General features: G+C 64.0%; 18 protein-coding genes. 13 read left to right on the top strand and 5 right to left on the bottom strand.

Features of this window, described 5'->3' with window-relative positions; all coding sequences use genetic code 11:
* Positions 1-3: 3 nt before the first annotated feature.
* A complete protein-coding gene (locus AC1C2N_RS11220) occupies positions 4-1,143 on the top strand; it encodes an AI-2E family transporter (protein WP_483404200.1) in 1,140 nt (379 codons plus the stop codon).
* Here the strand turns inward: AC1C2N_RS11220 and AC1C2N_RS11215 are convergent.
* Together AC1C2N_RS11215 and AC1C2N_RS11210 are read right to left on the bottom strand one after the other, a co-directional pair.
* Positions 1,079-1,906: an alpha/beta fold hydrolase gene (locus AC1C2N_RS11215; protein ID WP_495434011.1), complete on the bottom strand. Its 828-nt coding sequence runs from the start codon at positions 1,904-1,906 to the stop codon at positions 1,079-1,081. The two genes, AC1C2N_RS11220 and AC1C2N_RS11215, sit on opposite strands and share 65 nt — an antisense overlap.
* On the bottom strand, positions 1,903-2,607 hold the full coding sequence (locus AC1C2N_RS11210) for a lysoplasmalogenase (protein WP_495434010.1): 705 nt from the start codon (positions 2,605-2,607) through the stop codon (positions 1,903-1,905). The genes AC1C2N_RS11215 and AC1C2N_RS11210 overlap by 4 nt, the downstream gene beginning before the upstream one ends.
* Positions 2,608-2,773: 166 nt before the next feature.
* On the opposite strand from AC1C2N_RS11210, the gene thrS reads away from it, so the two are divergent.
* The 12 genes from thrS to AC1C2N_RS11150 all read left to right on the top strand — a co-directional run bounded on the left by thrS (position 2,774) and on the right by AC1C2N_RS11150 (position 15,567).
* A complete protein-coding gene (thrS, locus tag AC1C2N_RS11205) occupies positions 2,774-4,696 on the top strand; it encodes a threonine--tRNA ligase (RefSeq protein WP_495434224.1) in 1,923 nt (640 codons plus the stop codon).
* Positions 4,684-5,298, top strand: a complete 615-nt coding sequence (locus AC1C2N_RS11200) for an HIT family protein (RefSeq protein ID WP_483404197.1) — start codon at positions 4,684-4,686, stop codon at positions 5,296-5,298. The genes thrS and AC1C2N_RS11200 overlap by 13 nt, the downstream gene beginning before the upstream one ends.
* Before the next feature lie 58 nt (positions 5,299-5,356).
* Positions 5,357-6,259, top strand: coding sequence for a pyridoxal 5'-phosphate synthase lyase subunit PdxS (gene pdxS, locus AC1C2N_RS11195; protein ID WP_495434009.1), 903 nt, complete (start codon positions 5,357-5,359; stop codon positions 6,257-6,259).
* On the top strand, positions 6,249-6,848 hold the full coding sequence (pdxT, locus tag AC1C2N_RS11190) for a pyridoxal 5'-phosphate synthase glutaminase subunit PdxT (protein ID WP_483404195.1): 600 nt from the start codon (positions 6,249-6,251) through the stop codon (positions 6,846-6,848). Before pdxS ends, pdxT begins: the two co-directional genes overlap by 11 nt.
* A gap of 67 nt (positions 6,849-6,915) precedes the next feature.
* Positions 6,916-7,677: a YebC/PmpR family DNA-binding transcriptional regulator gene (locus AC1C2N_RS11185; RefSeq protein ID WP_483404194.1), complete on the top strand. Its 762-nt coding sequence runs from the start codon at positions 6,916-6,918 to the stop codon at positions 7,675-7,677.
* A 5-nt stretch (positions 7,678-7,682) separates the two neighbouring features.
* On the top strand, positions 7,683-8,264 hold the full coding sequence (ruvC, locus tag AC1C2N_RS11180; RefSeq protein ID WP_483404193.1) for a crossover junction endodeoxyribonuclease RuvC: 582 nt from the start codon (positions 7,683-7,685) through the stop codon (positions 8,262-8,264).
* A 57-nt stretch (positions 8,265-8,321) separates the two neighbouring features.
* Positions 8,322-8,954, top strand: a complete 633-nt coding sequence (ruvA, locus tag AC1C2N_RS11175) for a Holliday junction branch migration protein RuvA (RefSeq protein ID WP_495434008.1) — start codon at positions 8,322-8,324, stop codon at positions 8,952-8,954.
* A complete protein-coding gene (ruvB, locus tag AC1C2N_RS11170; protein ID WP_495434007.1) occupies positions 8,951-9,976 on the top strand; it encodes a Holliday junction branch migration DNA helicase RuvB in 1,026 nt (341 codons plus the stop codon). The genes ruvA and ruvB overlap by 4 nt, the downstream gene beginning before the upstream one ends.
* 69 nt (positions 9,977-10,045) lie before the next feature.
* On the top strand, positions 10,046-10,450 hold the full coding sequence (yajC, locus tag AC1C2N_RS11165) for a preprotein translocase subunit YajC (protein WP_495434006.1): 405 nt from the start codon (positions 10,046-10,048) through the stop codon (positions 10,448-10,450).
* 97 nt (positions 10,451-10,547) lie between these two features.
* Entirely contained in the window at positions 10,548-12,269 is a 1,722-nt protein-coding gene (secD, locus tag AC1C2N_RS11160; protein ID WP_483404189.1) for a protein translocase subunit SecD, read from the top strand.
* Positions 12,269-13,279, top strand: coding sequence for a protein translocase subunit SecF (gene secF, locus AC1C2N_RS11155; RefSeq protein ID WP_495434005.1), 1,011 nt, complete (start codon positions 12,269-12,271; stop codon positions 13,277-13,279). Before secD ends, secF begins: the two co-directional genes overlap by 1 nt.
* Positions 13,280-13,320: 41 nt before the next feature.
* On the top strand, positions 13,321-15,567 hold the full coding sequence (locus tag AC1C2N_RS11150) for a RelA/SpoT family protein (protein WP_483404187.1): 2,247 nt from the start codon (positions 13,321-13,323) through the stop codon (positions 15,565-15,567).
* Here AC1C2N_RS11150 and AC1C2N_RS11145 read toward each other — a convergent pair.
* The 3 genes from AC1C2N_RS11145 to AC1C2N_RS11135 all read right to left on the bottom strand — a co-directional run bounded on the left by AC1C2N_RS11145 (position 15,546) and on the right by AC1C2N_RS11135 (position 18,280).
* Positions 15,546-16,049, bottom strand: a complete 504-nt coding sequence (locus tag AC1C2N_RS11145; protein WP_495434004.1) for a type IV toxin-antitoxin system AbiEi family antitoxin — start codon at positions 16,047-16,049, stop codon at positions 15,546-15,548. The genes AC1C2N_RS11150 and AC1C2N_RS11145 overlap by 22 nt on opposite strands.
* Before the next feature lie 93 nt (positions 16,050-16,142).
* Positions 16,143-17,375 carry a DUF349 domain-containing protein gene (locus AC1C2N_RS11140; protein ID WP_483404185.1) on the bottom strand — a complete coding sequence of 411 codons (1,233 nt, stop codon included), beginning with the start codon at positions 17,373-17,375 and terminating at the stop codon, positions 16,143-16,145.
* Between the two features lie 101 nt (positions 17,376-17,476).
* Complete coding sequence (locus AC1C2N_RS11135) at positions 17,477-18,280, bottom strand: peptidylprolyl isomerase (protein WP_495434003.1); 804 nt, start codon at positions 18,278-18,280, stop codon at positions 17,477-17,479.
* Positions 18,281-18,314: the final 34 nt, after the last annotated feature.

Genomic DNA, 18,314 nt, shown 5'->3' with positions numbered 1-18,314 from the left:
GCCATGAGCACAGACATCGATGGCGAACGACCCTCCCTCCGCACGCTGTGGACCGACCGGCTGGGGACTGTCGGAGTCAGGAGCATCCAGATCCTCGCGATCATTGCTCTCGCAGCCGTCGTCGTCCTCGGCATGATGCAGCTCAAGCTCGTGGTCATCCCCTTGCTGATCGCAATCGTCATTGCCGCGGCTGCTGCACCCGTGATCAGCTGGCTGCGTCGCTTCATGCCTCCCATTCTCGCCGCGTGGGTCGCGTTGCTCAGCGGCATCCTGATTTTCGGCGGCGTGGTCACGCTCATCGTCTTCGCCGTGAGGAACCAGTGGGGCGAACTCGCCGACTCAGCGGTCGAGGGCATCGAACGCCTTTATGACTACCTGCTCACCGGGCCTCTCCCGATTGATCAGAAACAGATCGAAGAGGCACGGGATGCCGTCATCGATTTCGTCACGAGCGCCCAGTTCGGCTCAGGAGCGCTCGCTGGCGTTTCCGCCGCGGCGAACATCATCACCGGGGCTGTGCTCGTTCTGGTGATCCTGTTCTTCTTCCTCAAGGACGGCGACACGATCTGGGAGTTCTTCCTCCGTCCGTTCAAGGGAGCGGCCCTCGACCGCGGACACCGCATCGGCCACACCGCGGTTCGCGTGCTCGGCGGTTACGTTCGTGGAACAGCGATCATCGCGTTCGTCGACGCGTTCTTCATCGGGCTCGGCCTCGTCATCCTCGGGGTGCCGCTTGCACTCCCGCTCGCCGTGATCGTCTTCGTCGCGAGTTTCGTGCCGCTCGTCGGAGCGACCGTCGCGAGCGTTCTTGCCGCTCTCGTCGCTCTCGTCGGAACCGACAACGGCCCGGTGATCGCCCTCATCGTGATCGCCATCGCCGTCGGCGTGAACCAGCTCGAGGGCAACTTCCTGCAGCCCGTCGTGATGGCTCAGTCGCTCAAGCTGCACCCGCTCGTCATCCTCGTCGCCCTGACCGCAGGCACCATCGTCGCCGGCATCATCGGAGCGGTTCTCGCTGTCCCGATCGCTGCGGTGACGTGGGCCATCATCAAGGTGTGGCGGGACCCCCGCCCGGTGCCTATCGCTCCGCAGCCTCGTCCTCGAAAGCGCTGGGGTAAGCAGGCTGCACTTCCTGCTGAGTGAGCCGGGAGTCGCCCGAGATCAACAGGCGTATCTCCGCGGCAACGGCTGCGGACTGAGTGTGCTGCACGACGTGGCCTCCACCGGGTACCGAGACAACGCGCGTAAAGCGCCCCTGGCGTCCCAGTGAATCGACCCAGCCCTGGGGGGCGACCGGATCCTGGTCTCCCCGAATGATCAGCACCGGCGCCTGGACGCGAGGCAGGTGCTCCTCGGTGCGATACGCGAGCATGGCAGGCAGTTCAGTGAAGAACCAGCGGATGCCACTCCGCAGGTAGTCGGAGAACACAATCCAGTTGGCTCCCGGGGTCTCGTGGAAGGTGTCGCGAAAAAGACGCATACCCTGCCGCCACGCGCTCCTGGCGCGCTCGTCGACGACCGGCCCGATCAGCGTCACGCCTGAAACCGGGTGACGCAGTGCGGCGTCGACGACGATCTCCGCGCCCATCGAGTGACCCACGAGCACGGGGGAGACCAGGCCGGCATGGGTGAAGTAGTCGGCGAGGAGCGTGCCGAAATCTTCCACAGCGAGTTGGCGGCGCGGCCGTCGATTCGGGCCGAAGCCGGGCAGGTCGACCGAGATGACGGTCGCTGACCCCGAGAGGTCCTCGGCGAGCCGGGTGAAGTATCTCGACGAGGTCCCGATGCCGTGCACGAGGACGACGACGTTCTCGCCGGCCGCGGCGGATTGGGCCTCGCGACGTCGAACGCGCATCGTCAGGTCGTCCCGCGTGAAGTGTTCAACGGCCTCGTCGTTGCGCGTCATGCGGATACCTTTCCGGAGTCACGGTTCACGAACCGGGATGTCCCCGCCCGCCAGGATTCGACGAGTCCCCAGGAGATCAGGGCCTGACCCGCGATGTACGTCAGCATGATCAGGAAGCCGGGCTGCCACAGGTTCGCATCGGGAACGAATCGGTTGATGGCCAGTACGGAGTCGGACAGCAGGAAGAGTGTCGCGCCGACGATGACTTTCGGTGCGCACCGGGTCGCCGTGATGGCCATGCCCGCGATGATCAGGCCGTAACCGACGACCGGAACCAGCAGCGCGCCGAGATGGGGAACCAGAACGATCATCAGTGCCACCAGCCAGGCAACGTAGACCGGGCTCCACACTCGCGGCCTTCCGGTCCCGGTGGAACCGGCAAAGATCACGATGTAGGCGACGTGCGCCAGGAGGAACGCGGAGAGGCCAATGACGAACGCGGTACTGGAATCCCACAGCAGTGCGACGTCACCGGCGCAGCTCAGGGCGAGCGCCGCGAGCAGCAGCCAGGCCCCGCGGCCGAACCTGAGCACCCCGGCGCACAGAACGGCAACAGCGAGAGCGGGCATGAGGAACGGCTTGGTTCCATCGGCGAGCGGCTGCAGGCCGGCGATCAGTGCGACGAGGTGAACGATGCTTAGGGCGACGAACGCCCCGACCGCTGCAATCGTCCGGCGGGTTGGCGTGGCAGGCACTGGCATTCACTCCGATTCGGGTTGGATGGCTTCACTCTAGAGCGAATCACGACCCTCCGCCGCGCGCGGCTAGCGGTCTCGGCGGCGCTAAAGTTGAAGGGTCTTACTACTCAGAGGAGCAAACCACGTGTCTGACGGATTCGAGAGATTCACCGATCGGTCTGTTGTCGCCATGCGCGTCAACGGCGAGCTGAAGGATCTCGCGACCACAATCACCGACACCGATGAGGTTGAAGCGGTCACCATCGACTCGCCTGACGGCCTCAGCATCCTCCGGCACTCGGCCGCGCACGTTCTTGCGCAGGCGGTGCAGAAGGTGAACCCCGACGCCAGGCTGGGTATCGGCCCGCCCGTGACCGACGGCTTCTACTACGACTTCGATGTGCGCGACTCGTTCACGCCCGAAGACCTGAAGGCGCTCTCGAAGGAGATGGACCGCATCATTCGGCAGGGCCAGCGTTTCGTTCGCCGGGTCGTGACCGACGCCGAGGCACGGGAAGAGCTGGCGAACGAGCCGTACAAGCTCGAACTGATCGGCCTCAAGGGTGGAGCAGGCGATGACCAGAACGACGAGAACGTCGAGGTCGGGGGAGCAGAGCTCACCATCTACGACAACGTCAACCCGAAGACGGGGGAGACCGAGTGGAAAGATCTCTGCCGCGGCCCGCACCTGCCGAACACCCGCATGATCGGCAACGGCTACGCCCTGACCCGGGTTGCCGCCGCATACTGGCGCGGTTCGGAGAAGAACCCGCAGCTGCAGCGCATCTACGGGACGGCATGGCCGACGAAGGACGAGCTGCGTGCCTACCAGTCGCGGCTCGAAGAGGCCGCCAAGCGCGACCACCGCAAGCTCGGCGCCGAGCTCGACCTGTTCAGCTTCCCGGATGAGATCGGTTCGGGCCTCGCCGTATTCCACCCCAAGGGCGGGATCATCAGGTCTGAGATCGAGAACTACCTGCGCGAGCAGCTGATCCAGAACGACTACGAGCTGGTCAATACCCCGCACATCACCAAGGCGCACCTGTTCGAGACCAGCCAGCACCTCAACTGGTACCGCGACGGCATGTTCCCGCCCATGCACCTTGACGAAGAGACGGATGCCGACGGCAACGTCACGAGGCAGGGCCAGGACTACTACCTGAAGCCCATGAACTGCCCGATGCACAACCTGATCTTCCGTTCGCGTGGCCGCAGCTACCGTGAGCTCCCGCTCCGTCTCGCCGAGTTCGGGACCGTGTACCGCTACGAGAAGAGCGGAACGCTCTCGGGCCTGACCCGCGTGCGCGGCCTCACCCAGGACGACGCCCACATCTATGTCACGCAGGACCAGATCAAGGATGAGGTGGGTCGCCAGCTTCAGTTCGTTCTCGAGACCCTCCGCGGCTACGGTCTCGACGACTTCTACCTCGAACTCTCCACGAAGGACCCGGAGAAGTTCGTCGGTGAGGACGACGTCTGGGAGACAGCAACACAGACTCTGCGCGAAGTCGCCATCGACTCGGGCCTCGAGCTCGTCGACGATCCAGGCGGAGCCGCGTTCTACGGCCCGAAGATCTCCGTGCAGGCGCGCGACGCCATCGGCCGCACCTGGCAGCTCTCGACGGTGCAGCTCGACTTCAACCAGCCCGAGCTGTTCGAACTCGAGTACACGGCCGCAGACGGAACACGCCAGCGACCTGCGATGATCCACCGCGCGCTCCTCGGCTCGGTCGAGCGGTTCTTCGCCATCCTGCTCGAGCACTACGCCGGTGCGTTCCCGGTGTGGTTGAGCCCGATCCAGGTCATCGGCATCCCTGTGGCAGACGAGTACGCACCGTACCTCGATGAGATCGCCGCCAGGCTCAAGAGGCGCGGCGTCCGCGTGCAGGTCGACCACAGCGACGACCGTATGCCGAAGAAGATCCGCACCCACACCAAGGCCAAGATCCCGTTCCAGCTCATCGCTGGAGAGGACGACCGTGCCGCAGGTGCTGTGAGCTTCAGGTTCCGTGACGGAACGCAGCAGAACGGCATTCCCGTCGATGACGCAATCGAGAAAATCGTCTCAGCGATCGCGTCACACGAGCAGGTCTCCACGGCATGGCTCGACTAGGTCTCGACGACTACGCCGATCAGGAACCGACAGCGGGTAACCCGTTGATCGGACCTGGCGCAACAGTGGAGTCCGCCGCGCACCTTGCCGGGGTGCCCGACGAGTTCCAGCGCCTGTGGACACCGCACCGTCTTGTCTATATCCAGAACGGGCAGCAGCCCGACGAACACGAGTGCCCGTTTTGCCACGCGCCGACGCTGTCAGACGAAGATGGCCTCATCGTCGCGAGGGGCACACACGCGTTCGTCCTGCTGAACCTGTTCCCGTACAACAGTGGGCATCTCCTTGTCTGTCCCTACCGTCACATTTCGACGTACGATTTGGCTACGCCGGAAGAAGTCGCTGAGATTGGAGAACTGACACAGACAGCGATGCGGGTAGTCAGGACTGTTTCCCGCAACGACGGCTTCAACATTGGAATGAATCAGGGTGTTGTTGCCGGGGCCGGCATTGCCGGTCATCTGCACCAGCACGTCGTCCCGCGGTGGGCGCAGGACGCCAACTTCCTGCCGATCATCGCCAAGACGAAGGCCCTTCCGCAGTTGCTCGGCGACGTGCGCAAAGCCATCGCCGACGCCTGGCCGGCAACAACGACAGGCTGACACTGCCGGAACAAGCAACCCGGTTTCCCCGTACCAGAGCGAACTAGGATTGAGCACTATGACGAACAGCACCAGCACCGGTGAACAGGGCTCAAATCACGTCAAGCGCGGCCTCGCAGAAATGCTGAAGGGTGGCGTCATCATGGACGTCGTCACACCGGAACAGGCACGCATTGCTGAAGACGCCGGCGCCGTCGCCGTGATGGCGCTCGAGCGGGTTCCCGCTGACATCCGTTCACAGGGCGGCGTTGCACGCATGAGCGACCCCGACCTCATCGAGGCGATCATCGCTGAGGTGTCCATTCCCGTGATGGCGAAGGCGCGCATCGGCCACTTCGTCGAGGCCCAGGTGCTCCAGGCGCTCAACGTCGACTACATCGATGAGTCCGAGGTGCTGAGTCCGGCTGATTACGTCAATCACATCGACAAGTGGGACTTCAACGTTCCGTTCGTGTGTGGTGCAACCAACCTCGGTGAGGCGCTTCGCCGCATCAACGAGGGTGCGGCGATGATCCGTTCGAAGGGTGAGGCCGGAACCGGCGACGTTTCAGAGGCAACCAAACACATCCGCAAGATCAAGAGTGAGATTGCGCAGCTGACGTCGATGTCGAAGGACGAACTGTACGTCGCAGCCAAGGAACTGCAGGCTCCGTACGAACTCGTTGCCGAGATCGCAGAGACCGGCAAGCTGCCCGTTGTTTTGTTCACAGCGGGCGGTGTGGCGACACCAGCGGACGCTGCGATGATGATGCAACTCGGTGCAGACGGTGTCTTCGTCGGCTCGGGAATCTTTAAGTCGGGCAACCCCGAGAAGCGCGCTGCCGCCGTTGTGAAGGCGACAACTTTCTACGACGACCCGACGGTCATCGCCGAGGTCTCGCGTGGACTCGGTGAGGCCATGGTCGGCATCAACGTTTCCGACCTCGCGGCACCTCACCGCCTCGCTGAGCGTGGCTGGTAGCCCCGCTCCGACGGTAGGCGTCCTCGCCCTCCAGGGCGATTTCCGCGAACACGCGAACGTTCTCCGCGGTCTGGGTGCCGATGTCTCACTCGTCCGGAGGCCAGAGGAACTCAGCGCTGTCGACGGGCTCGTGATCCCCGGCGGAGAGTCCAGCGTCATGGACAAGCTGTCGCGCGCGTTCGGTCTTGCTGAGCCCCTGAAAGAAGCCATTCGCGCCGGGCTGCCGGTCTATGGCACGTGCGCGGGCCTCATCATGCTGGCGGATTCCATCGTCGACGGTATCCGGGGCCAGCAGTCGCTCGGCGGACTCGACGTCGCAGTGCGCAGGAACGCGTTCGGATCGCAGACCGAGTCGTTCGAGACCGATCTTGACATTCCCGCCATCGGTGCACATCCGCTTCACGCCGTGTTCATCCGGGCACCGGTGGTCGAGTCAGTGGGGCCCCTGGCTACCCCTCTTGGCGCCCTCGCCGACGGACGGGTCGTCGCCGTCGAGCAGGGCAACCTGCTCGGCACCTCGTTCCACCCCGAAGTGACGGGTGACACGCGCTTTCACGAATACTTTCTCGCCAAGATCCGCGCCGCATAATCGAAATCCAGCGCCAAACGCCCGGGTGATTTAGAATGGTGCGGTTACAGAACCAGTAAGGGAGCACATGTCCGGTCACTCCAAGTGGGCAACGACGAAGCACAAGAAGGCGATCACCGACTCGCGCCGTGCCAAATCGTTCGCAAAGCTCATCAAGAATATTGAAGTCGCCGCGAAGATGGGCGGCGCGGATCTCTCCGGTAACCCGACCCTGGTTGACGCGATCCAGAAGGCCAAGAAGACTTCGGTCCCCAACGACAACATCGATCGCGCCGTCAAGCGCGGCGCCGGTCTCTCCGGAGACGCCGTCGACTACACCACGATCATGTACGAGGGCTACGCACAGAACGGCGTCGCGTTGCTGATCGAGTGTCTCACCGACAACAAGAACCGCGCGGCGGCTGACGTTCGTACCCTGATGAGCCGCAACGGCGGCACGATGGGTGACCCGGGAAGCGTCGCGTATAACTTTGCCCGCAAGGGCATCATCGTGGTTCCCGCGGCAAACACCACAGAGGATGACATTCTCGCTGCGGTTCTCGACGCGGGTGCCGAAGAGGTCGTCAACGAGGGCGAGACCTTCGAGATCATCACCGACCCGTCAGATCTGGTGGCGACGCGAACTGCCCTGCAGGACGCGGGGATCGACTACGACTCCGCGGATGCCGCATTCGTCCCGAATCTCAAGGTCGAGGTCGATGCTGAAACAGCCCGAAAGATCTTCAAACTGATCGACGCGCTCGAAGACTCTGACGACGTGCAGAACATCTACAGCAACTACGACCTCACTCCTGAGGTACAGGCCGAACTCCAGTCAGAAGACGACTAAGAGCGATGACCCTTCGGGTGCTCGGCATCGATCCCGGCCTCACCCGCTGCGGAATCGGTGTGGTCGATGTCGAGCCAAACCGTAAGGCCGTGCTCGTGCACTACTCCGTGGTGCGCAGCGATATCCTGGCCGAAATCGACCAGCGACTCCTCGTGATCGGGCGGGGGATCGACGCCGCGCTCGACGAGTTCGCGCCGAACGCTGTCGCTGTCGAGCGGGTCTTCGCGCAGCACAACTTGCGCACCGTGATGGGGACGGCGCAGGTATCCGGCCTGGCGCTGCACGCCGCGGCACGACGCGGGCTTCAGGTTGGGCTGCACACGCCGTCAGAGGTGAAGGCCGCGATCACCGGGTACGGTAGCGCGGACAAGAAGCAGGTACAGACGATGGTTGCCCGTGTTCTGAGCCTCGCTGAGCCGCCCCAGCCCGCTGATGCCGCCGACGCGCTTGCCCTGGCGATTTGCCACGCCTGGCGCGGCGGCCTGCGCGCTCCGTCGACCGCGGCAGGCGCGTCAGGCGCCGCCGCTCTCACGCCAGCCCAGGCGGCGTGGGCGCGGGCAGAGAAGACAGCCAGGGGTCGCGCGTAAACCAGCGAGGCGCGTGGCGGTGCCCGCTGTGTCGGACGCCCACCGTAGGCTTGTCGCGTGATCTCAAGTCTGCGCGGAACCGTGCTGTCTGCCGTCGGCAGCAGCGTCATCATCGACGTCGGGGGCATCGGCTATGCCGTGCAGGTTACGCCCGAGCACTCGCTCGCTCTACGTGCCGGCGACCAGGCGCTGATCCACACGAGCCTCATCGTCCGTGAGGACTCGCTGTCGCTGTTCGGCTTCGAGACCACCGAGCAGCTCCACGTCTTTGAGCTGCTCACCGGCGTCACCGGGGTTGGGCCCAAGTCCGCGCTCGGCGTGCTGTCTGCCCTCGGGCCAGGACAGATCGCCGCGGCCGTTGCCGCCGAAGATGACGCCGCGTTCCGCAAGGTTTCCGGCATCGGCCCCAAGACCGCCAAGCTCATCGTTCTCTCCCTCACGGGCAAGCTCATCGTGACAACGCCGCCGGAGGCACCGGTGGCTGTTCCCGCGGCAGGAGACAGTGTCGTCGTCGCCCTCGTCGGGCTCGGCTGGAACGAACGAACCGCCGTACAGGTGGTCAGTGACGTGCTCAGCGCGAACCCGGATGTCGCGTCCGCCCCGGTGCAGACGATCCTCCGACTCGCACTGGCCCAGCTCGGCCCTGCCCAGCACAGCACGTCAGCACGGCCGTCAGGGGCCCGCCCGTGAGCGACCTCGACATCACAACTCCAGAGCCGATCTCCGAGGCAGAGCTCGTCTTCGAGGGCGCGTTGCGTCCGAAGAGCCTCGACGAGTTTGTCGGCCAGACGAAGGTCCGCGGCCAACTGCAGCTCCTGCTCCAGGCGGCGGCGATCCAGGGGCGTACCGCCGACCACATCCTCCTGGCCGGCCCGCCAGGCCTCGGTAAGACCACACTCGCCATGATTGTCGCGCACGAGAGCAACAAGCCGCTCCGGATGTCGAGCGGCCCGGCGATCCAGCATGCCGGCGACCTGGCCGCTGTGCTCTCGAGCCTCGTGCCCGGTGAGGTCTTGTTCATCGATGAGATCCACCGCATGGCGCGGTCGGCCGAGGAGATGCTGTACCTCGCGATGGAAGATTTCCGGATCGACATCATGGTTGGCAAGGGTGCTGGGGCGACCAGCGTGCCGCTCGATCTGGCCCCGTTCACGCTCGTCGGCGCCACCACACGATCAGGGATGCTGCCGAATCCTCTCCGTGACAGGTTCGGATTCACGGCCCACCTCGAGTTCTATGACGAGCCGGAGCTCGAACAGGTCCTGTTCCGTGCCGCGGACATGCTCACCTTCAGCATCGACCGCAGGGGGCTCGCCGAGATCGCCGGGCGGTGCAGGGGCACCCCGCGTATCGCGAACCGACTGCTTCGCCGGGTGCGCGACTACGTCCTGGTGCACGGGGGCGACGCCGACCTCTCTGCGGTGAGGGCCGCGCTCGCCCTCTACGACGTCGACGAACTCGGCCTCGACCGCCTCGACCGCGCTGTCATGGAGATTATGCTCACCCGCTTCGGCGGAGGTCCGGTCGGACTCAACACCCTCGCCGTGTCCGTCGGCGAAGAGGCGGAGACCATCGAAAGCGTCGTTGAGCCGTTCCTCGTGCGGATCGGCCTCATAACGCGCACCCCGCGCGGCCGCGTCGCCACCCAGCAGGCCTTCGAGCACTTCGGGATTCAGCATCCTCAGGGTTCTTTACTGCCCGGTGTTCTATAATTCAAGCTGGCCTGTCGGCCATATTTCCCTCCCATGCGGCCGTGATGCTGCGAAAGGTCTTTACCTCTTATGGATCCATTAACCATCGGAATGCTGGTCATCCTGGCCGTCCTCATCTTCTTCATGTTCCGCAACGGACAGAAGCGCAAGCAGGACCAGGAAGCATTGCTCTCGAAGGTTGTGCCGGGTGCCGAAGTCATGACCACGTTCGGGCTCTTCGGGACCATCCTCGAAATGGATGAAGACACCAACAAGGTGCTCCTCGAATCCACCCCGGGAACCGTCCTCACGGTTCACCGTCAGGCCATCGCGAAGGTTGTCGAAGACGAGCCGGTTATCGCAGATGACACTCTTATCGCAGAGACAGAAGACGCAGCGGTCGCGCCGTCCTTCGACACTGAAATCGGCCAGCGCACGGAATTCGATGCGTCCACAGACGTCACCGATTCACGTGATAAGAAGGCTGACCAGTAGTCTCACTGAGCAGGTAGTCACCGCACAGGTAAACCAGAAGCGTCTCGTGCCGCCATCAGTGGCGGTGCGAGACGGCCAGAGAAAGCTGAGTACGTAGTTGGCACAGTCGAAGTCGACGCCCATCCGTAGAGCGAGTCGCTCACTGATCTGGCTTGGCGTTATCACCCTTGCACTCTTCGGCATCCTCGCCGGAGGTGTCGTCTGGGGTAACGCCTCCTGGGGACCCAAGCTCGCGCTTGACCTCGAAGGTGGAACGCAGATCATTCTGCAGCCCAACGTCGAGGAGGGAGAGTCGGTCTCCGCGGAGCAGCTCAACCAGGCCGTCTCGATCATCAGGCAGCGCGTGGACGCGTCTGGTGTCTCCGAGGCTGAGATCAACACCGAGGGAAACAACGTCGTCGTTTCCATCCCCGGTGAAGCAGACGAAGAGACCCGCAACCGGATCGAGGCATCGGCGAAGCTCGAGTTCCGCCCGGTCCTCGTCGCAAGCGGCCCCACAAACACTTTCGTCGGCGAGGACGGCGTTGAGACGCCTTACCCAACGCCCGATCCAGCGCTTCCCGACACTCCGGCGACGGAACCGACCAACGCGAGTGATCTCGCGCAGATCACCGAAAAGCTGCAGGCCGAGTTCCAGGCCTTCGACTGCGCGCAACCCGTCGAAGCCGGGGTTGTGCAGCCGGCTGACAAGCCCATCATCGCGTGTGAGGTCGACGGCAGCGTCAAGTACATCCTCGGTCCCGTCGAGGTCGAGGGATCGACGATCGAAGACGCCACGAACGGCATGCAGACCACCCAGACCGGTGCAACCACCGGCCAGTGGGTCGTCAACCTGGAGTTCGACGGCAAAGGCACCGAGCAGTTCGCGGACGTGACGCAGCGGCTCACCGCCCTGCAGAGCCCCCAGAACCAGTTCGCCATCGTGCTCGACAACCAGGTCATCTCGGCTCCGCAGACCAACAGCGTCATCACCGACGGCAACGCGGAGATCTCGGGTAACTTCACCCAGGAGTCGTCGAAGTCGCTCGCAGACCAGCTCAAGTACGGCGCTCTTCCCATCAGCTTCACCGTGTTGAGTTCAGAGGCCATCTCGGCCACTCTCGGTGCCGCTCAGTTGCAGATCGGCATCATCGCCGGGCTCATCGGCCTCGTCCTGGTCGCCATCTACACGCTCTTCCAGTACCGGCTGCTCGGCTTCGTGACGATCGCCTCTCTCGTCGTCGCCGGTGTCCTCACCTACCTCGTGATCGCGATCCTGTCCTGGCGCAACGGTTACCGGCTTTCACTCGCCGGTGTCGCCGGACTCATCGTGGCCATCGGATTCACCGCGGACTCGTTCATCGTCTACTTCGAGAGAATCCGGGATGAGCTTCGCGACGGACGAGGGCTCGAGTCCGCTGTCGAGGCGGGATGGAAGCGCGCCAAGCGCACCATCTATGCATCGAAGGGTGTCAACCTCCTCGCCGCCGTTGTGTTGTACGCGGTTGCCGTCGGAAACGTGAAGGGATTCGCGTTCACCCTCGGGATCACGACGATCATCGACGTCCTCGTCGTTCTGCTGTTCACACACCCGGCCCTGCAGGTCCTGGCGCAGACGCGGTTCTTCTCGAGCGGTCACCCGCTCTCCGGACTCGATCCGAACGCCCTCGGCGCTGTGTACCGGGGCAGGGCACAGTTCCGTGCGCCGCAGCCCGGCGTCGCAGGCAAGTCAACGAAGTCCAGCCGTGAGGCAGCGAAACGGCAAACAATCGCAGAACGCAAGCAGGCTGAGCTCGTCGCCGCGGGCGCCGGCAAGAAGTCTGAGGAGAAGAATTCCTAATGCCCAGCCTCACCACATTCGGTAACGACCTGTTCACAGGGAAGCGTTCGTTCAACTTCGTCGGTAACCGCAAGGTATGGTTCAGCGTCGCGATTGTGCTCGTCCTCGCGTCGATACTCGTCCCGATCGTCAAGGGCGGCTTCAACCTCAGCATCGAGTTCACCGGTGGATCGCAGTTCACCATCAACTCGGTTGAGAGCACAGATCAGAACAAGGCGACGGATGCCGTCGAGAGCGTCGTTCCTGACGCCGCGTCGAAGGTCACAACGGTCGGTGACTCTGCCATTCGTGTGCAGACGAACCAGCTGACGTCGGCGGACACAAACGACGTCACGACCGCACTCGCGAAGGCGTTCGACGTCCCCGAGTCTGAAGTCACGACATCCTTCATCGGTGCGTCGTGGGGACAGGACGTCACACGACAGGCGATCACGGGACTCGTCATCTTCCTCGCGCTGGCGTTCATCACCATGGCGCTGTACTTCCGCACCTGGAAGATGTCCGCGGCCGCGATGATCGCGCTCCTCGATGTTCTCGTCATCACTCTCGGTGTGTACGCGCTCAGTGGCTTCGAGATCAGCCCGGCCGCCGTGATCGGCTTCCTCACGATCCTCGGGTACTCGCTCTATGACACTGTCGTGGTCTTCGACAAGATTCGGGAGAACACCACGGAGGACGGCGAGAATGCACCACGGACGTTCGCTGAATCGGTGAACCTCGCGGTCAACCAGACGCTCGTTCGGTCGATCAACACCTCGGTCGTCGCCGCGCTTCCGGTTGCGTCAATCCTCCTCATCGGTGACTTCCTCCTCGGTGCTGAAACGCTGCGCGACATCTCCCTGTCGCTCTTCGTCGGCATCCTCGTGGCCACGTACTCCACGATCTTCGTCGCGGCGCCACTGTATGCGCTGTTCAGGCAGAATGAGCCGGAGATCAAAAAGCGCGACACCCGAGTGCTCGCCGGTCGCTCACGCGCGGTCGCCGAGCCCGCTGTCGCTGCGGCGCGCTAGACCGCCACGGTACGGGATAATAGAGGTTCGGAGGTGACGCCATGACAGAGACCCAGTCGTCAAGCGCGTCCCTCCGACGGCTCGTCCCTCGGATCTTTTCGAAGGCGCAGCCAGCCGGCGCTGTCGATCGTCTTGTGCGCACGGCACGGCTGCACCACCCCAAGGCCGACATCACGGTCATCGAGCGGGCCTATACCGTCGCGGAGCGCGCCCACCGCGGGCAGAAGCGCCAGAGCGGTGAGCCATACATCACCCATCCTGTCGCGGTCGCCCAGATTCTCGCCGACCTGGGGATCGGACCGAAGACCCTCGCAGCGGCTCTCCTGCACGACACGGTCGAGGATACCGACTACGGCCTCGACGAGCTTCGCGCAGAATTCGGCGACGAAGTCGCCATGCTCGTCGACGGCGTCACCAAGCTGGACAAGGTCAAGTACGGCGAAAGCGCCCAGGCGGAGACCGTCCGCAAGATGATCGTTGCGATGTCCAAGGACATCCGCGTTCTCGTGATCAAGCTCGCCGACCGCCTGCACAATGCGCGTACCTGGGGCTTCGTTCCCGCCGAGAAGGCCGCCAAGAAGGCGACGGAGACGCTCGAGATCTACGCTCCGCTCGCGCACAGGCTCGGAATCCAGACCATCAAGTGGGAACTGGAAGACCTCTCGTTCGCCGTGCTGTACCCCAAGCTGTACGCCGAGATCGAAAGCCTGGTCAGGCAGCGTACCCCGCAGCGGGAAGAACTCGTCCAGACGGTCATCGACTCGGTCAACGAAGACCTCAAGGCCGCGAAGATCCGTGGCAAGGTCGTCGGCAGGCCCAAGCAGTACTACTCGATCTACCAGAAGATGATCGTGCGCGGTCGTGACTTCGACGAGATCTACGACCTCGTCGGCATCCGGGTTCTCGTCAATTCTGTTCGCGACTGTTATGCGGTGCTCGGCGCGATCCACGCGCGGTGGACTCCGATCCCCGGGCGGTTCAAGGACTACATAGCGACCCCGAAGTACAACCTCTACCAGTCACTGCACACGACAGTGATCGGCCCGCAGGGCAAGAGCGTCGAGATCCAGATCCGAACGCACGAAATGCACCAGCACGCCGAGTACGGTGTCGCAGCGCACTGGAAGTACAAAGAGAACGTCAACGGCGGCAAGGGTGCGTCGAAGACGACAGAGAACGACATGGTGTGGCTCGCGCACATCTCGGACTGGCAGGCGGAGACCAGTGACCCAGGCGAGTTCCTCGACTCGCTCCGGTTCGAGATCGGCGCCAAAGAGGTCTACGTCTTCACACCGAAGGGTCGCGTCATCGGCCTTCCCGCCGGGGCGACACCCGTTGACTTCGCTTACGCCGTGCACACCGAGATCGGCCACCGCACGATGGGTGCGAAGGTCAACGGCAGGCTCGTTCCGCTCGAATCAGAGCTCAACAGCGGCGATGTTGTCGAGGTCTTCACGTCGAAGAACCCGGACTCAGGTCCCAGCCAGGACTGGCTGAGCTTCGTCAAGAGCACGCGGGCGCGCAACAAGATCCGTCAGTGGTTCACCAAGGAACGTCGCGACGAAGCCATTGAGCAGGGTAAGGATGCCATCGCACGCGCGATGCGCAAACAGAACCTGCCGCTGCAGAAACTGATGAGCCAGGACACCTTCGCCGAGGTGTCGGCCCAGATGCGGTACGAGGACGTCTCCGCGCTGTACGCCGCGGTCGGTGAGGGGCACGTCTCGACCCAGTCCGTGCTCGAAAAGGTCGCTGCCCTCCTTCAGGGAGACACCGAGGCTGAGCAGGCCACGATCGACTTCCCGGTTCGCGGTCGCACCCGCACGATGACGCACAGCGACTCCGGAGTTTTGGTTCGGGGTGCGCCCGACATTCTCGTGAAGCTCTCGAAGTGCTGCACGCCCGTTCCCGGCGACGATATCGTCGGTTTCGTGACCCGCGGTTCGGGCGTTTCTGTACACAGGAGCGACTGCCACAACGTTCAGGAGCTGCTCAAGGAGCCTGAGCGCATGATCGACGTCGAGTGGGCACCGAGCTCCAAGAGCCTGTTCCTCGTCCACATTCAGGTCGAGGCTCTTGATCGCGCCGGCCTGCTGAGCGATGTCACGCGAGTACTCAGTGAGCACCACGTCAACATCCTCTCCGCCACCGTATCGACATCGAACAACCGTCTGGCCATCTCTCGCTTTGTCTTTGAAATGGGGGATACCACCCACCTGGAGCGTGTCCTCAACGCGGTGAGGCGCATCGACGCGGTTTACGACGTCTACCGCGTCAACGGCGGCTGATCCGCGCGGACTGCCGCTCCGGTGAGCACCTCGAGGCGGGCGATGGCCGCAACGGATTCCGGGGAGCAGGGGCGTTTCCGTTCCAGATCGCGAGCGGTGCGCGCGGGCGTTGTCACCCTCAGCCCCGCTATCCGCGTCTCGTCGGAGTCCGAGAGGCGCAGCTCCCGTTGGTGGAACCGGGGCGGAAGCCGGAGCGTTGCGCGTTCGTCTGCCCGAACGCACACCTCGTGCTGCCAGGGCGGGTCGTCGATGGCGCCGTATACCCAGGCCGCGCTCCAGCCCATTGCCACGAGGTGCCTGGCAGCAGGAAGCCGTGGCAGCTCACTCGCGAGCGTGCTCGCACGCAACTCTCGGCGATCGGGCTCGTCGACGCAGATGAAAACGTCGTCGAACCTCATCAGGTCGCCATCGCGCGCTGCAGCGTAAAGCTCGGCAACGGGCAGGAACCCGGTGCTGAGGACCGAGGGCAGAAACCGGGGCATGGTCCAAGGGTGAACCGCTCTGACCGACGAGAAACGGCGGGAGCAAATCTGTGAAGAATTCGCTCCCGCCGTTTGGCTGTGGACGACGCGTGGTCAGGACAGGGCGTTGAGCCACACCTTGCGCGCCTCGAGTGCCTCTGTCGCAGCCTCGATCTTGGCTTTGTCTCCGGTGGCCTTCGCCTCGTCGAGTTCGGCTTCGAGTTTGGCGATCGCTGCGTTGAGCTGACCGGCGAGTCCTTCGGTGCGGGCCTTGGTCTCCGGGTTGTTCTTCGTCCAGTGGTCCTCGTCGAGCTTCTTGAGGTGGTTCTCCACCTTGCGAAGCCGGTCCTCCACTGTGCGAACCTGATCGCGGGGGACCTTTCCGATCTCGTCCCAGCGTCGCTGGATCGAGGCGAGCGCGGACCGAAGCTTGTCCCGGTCGGTCTCGGCGAGCAGCGGCTCAGCCTCCTCAAGGAGGGCGAGCTTGGCCTCAAGGTTCTCCGAGAACTGGGCGTTGTCGATGGCGTCGACCTCGGACTTCGCGGCGTAGATCGCGTCACCGGCAGCCTTGAACCGAGCCCAGAGCGCGTCGTCGTGACGCTTTCCTGCGCGGCCTGACTTCTTCCACTCCTCGAGCAGCGCTCGGTATCCGGGGATGCCGTCTGCACCCTTGGGGATCAGAGCCTCAGCCTGGTCGATGAGTTCCTGCTTGCGGGACTTCGCGTCGCGGTGCACCGAGTCAAGTTCGGCGAAGAACGCCCTGCGGTTCTGCTCGATCGTCGACTTGGCGGTACGGAATCGCTTCCAGAGTTCGTTCGCCTCGCCCTTCGGCAGCTTCGGGCCCTCCTGCTGGTGTGTCTGCCACTGGCCGAAGAGGGCGGTGATCTGCTCGGTGGTCTGCTTCCACTGTGCCTTGGCCGGGTCCTGCGCTGCGAGCTTTTCTGCCTCGTCGACGATAGCCGTTCGAACGGCGATCGCCTCGGCAACGGCGGCGCGGGCTTCTTCGCTCTGCTGCTCGGTGAGTTCGCCCACCGTCGAGTCGAGTGCAGCGACGCGGGCCTTGAGGCTCGCCAGGTCGCCGACGGCGTTCGCGTTCTCCAGGTTGGAGGCGAGGTGTGAGACGGCCTTGGCGACGTCCGCGGCCGGGGCGCCACGCTTAACGCGCTGCTCGAGGAGCGTCACCTGGCCGGCCAGCTCCGTGAACTTACGGGTGAAGTAGGCAAGTGCCTCTTCCGGGGTGCCATCGGGGAATTGCCCGACCTCACGCCAGTTATCGTCGCCCTCGCGCACGAAAACGGCGCCGGACTCGTCAACGCGACCCCATGGTTGCTGCTCAGAATTAGACACGTGCCTCACCTTGCTTGGTTGTCGCGCAACTGCGCGACCGGAAACTCTGGTCCAGCCTATTACGTTGACCCCTCCCGGCGGGGGAAGGTCACAGACACCGGCTACTGAACCGTAACGTTCTCGATGGTGACGGGGATGGCTGGTGTGCCGTCGGTCAGCCCGTCAGTGATTCCGGCATCGACGACATCCGCCCTGAGTTCGTCGAGTCCGCTGGTCACCTTTCCGAGCACCGTGTACCCGCCAGCCTCGTCTGCTCCGAGCGTGGTGTCTTCGTAAACGATGAAGAACTGGCTACCCATGCTGTAGCCGTTGTTTGACTGTCGGGCCATCGCGAGCGTGCCCGCAGGGTAGACGTTGTCTGCCGGGGCATTTTCGACGGGTCCGTAGCTGTAACCAGGGCCGCCCGATCCCGTGCCCTCAGGGTCGCCGCACTGGAGGACGAAGAGGCCTTCGTTTGTGAGGCGGTGACAGCTGATGCCGTCGTAGAAGCCGTTCTGCGAGAGAGAGACGAACGACGAGACCGCCTGCGGTGCGGCCGCGCCGTCGACCTCAATGCCGAGCGGAATGCCATTGATGGTCATCGATCCGGTCCAGACTCTGCCCTCGGCGAGGCCGGCGTCTGGCACGTCTCCGGTGTTCGTACCGGCCGGGGCGGTCTCCGACGGTGCCGTTTCAGTCGGTGCCGGTGTCGAGGTCGCGCTCGGCGCGCCTGGGCCGTTGGAGAAGTACACGACCTGGCCGGCCGTCACCGCAGCCGCGACGACCACGAGCGCGATGCCGGCGATCCAGTTGTCGCGCACCCGGCGCTTGACGCGGTACTCGTGCAGCGTCCGACGGGCTTTATAGGCCTTGAGACGTTCACGATTCTCGCGTGCCAGGCGCTCTTCGGTCTTGCTGGGTGCCACGTGGATCCTCCATCGGATGGGCGCTCGTGCGCCG

The organism is Mycetocola sp. Y791, assembly GCF_059445325.1.
This window is presented reverse-complemented; position numbering and strand designations above follow the sequence as displayed.

Excerpts from the sequence above, each read along its gene's own strand:
- AC1C2N_RS11220 (WP_483404200.1), top strand. The coding sequence starts at position 4 with ATGAGCACAGACATCGATGGCGAACGACCCTCCCTCCGCACGCTGTGG.
- AC1C2N_RS11215 (WP_495434011.1), bottom strand. The coding sequence starts at position 1,906 with ATGACGCGCAACGACGAGGCCGTTGAACACTTCACGCGGGACGACCTG.
- AC1C2N_RS11210 (WP_495434010.1), bottom strand. The coding sequence starts at position 2,607 with ATGCCAGTGCCTGCCACGCCAACCCGCCGGACGATTGCAGCGGTCGGG.
- thrS (WP_495434224.1), top strand. The coding sequence starts at position 2,774 with ATGCGCGTCAACGGCGAGCTGAAGGATCTCGCGACCACAATCACCGAC.
- AC1C2N_RS11200 (WP_483404197.1), top strand. The coding sequence starts at position 4,684 with ATGGCTCGACTAGGTCTCGACGACTACGCCGATCAGGAACCGACAGCG.
- pdxS (WP_495434009.1), top strand. The coding sequence starts at position 5,357 with ATGACGAACAGCACCAGCACCGGTGAACAGGGCTCAAATCACGTCAAG.
- AC1C2N_RS11185 (WP_483404194.1), top strand. The coding sequence starts at position 6,916 with ATGTCCGGTCACTCCAAGTGGGCAACGACGAAGCACAAGAAGGCGATC.
- ruvC (WP_483404193.1), top strand. The coding sequence starts at position 7,683 with ATGACCCTTCGGGTGCTCGGCATCGATCCCGGCCTCACCCGCTGCGGA.
- yajC (WP_495434006.1), top strand. The coding sequence starts at position 10,046 with ATGGATCCATTAACCATCGGAATGCTGGTCATCCTGGCCGTCCTCATC.
- secF (WP_495434005.1), top strand. The coding sequence starts at position 12,269 with ATGCCCAGCCTCACCACATTCGGTAACGACCTGTTCACAGGGAAGCGT.
- AC1C2N_RS11150 (WP_483404187.1), top strand. The coding sequence starts at position 13,321 with ATGACAGAGACCCAGTCGTCAAGCGCGTCCCTCCGACGGCTCGTCCCT.
- AC1C2N_RS11145 (WP_495434004.1), bottom strand. The coding sequence starts at position 16,049 with ATGCCCCGGTTTCTGCCCTCGGTCCTCAGCACCGGGTTCCTGCCCGTT.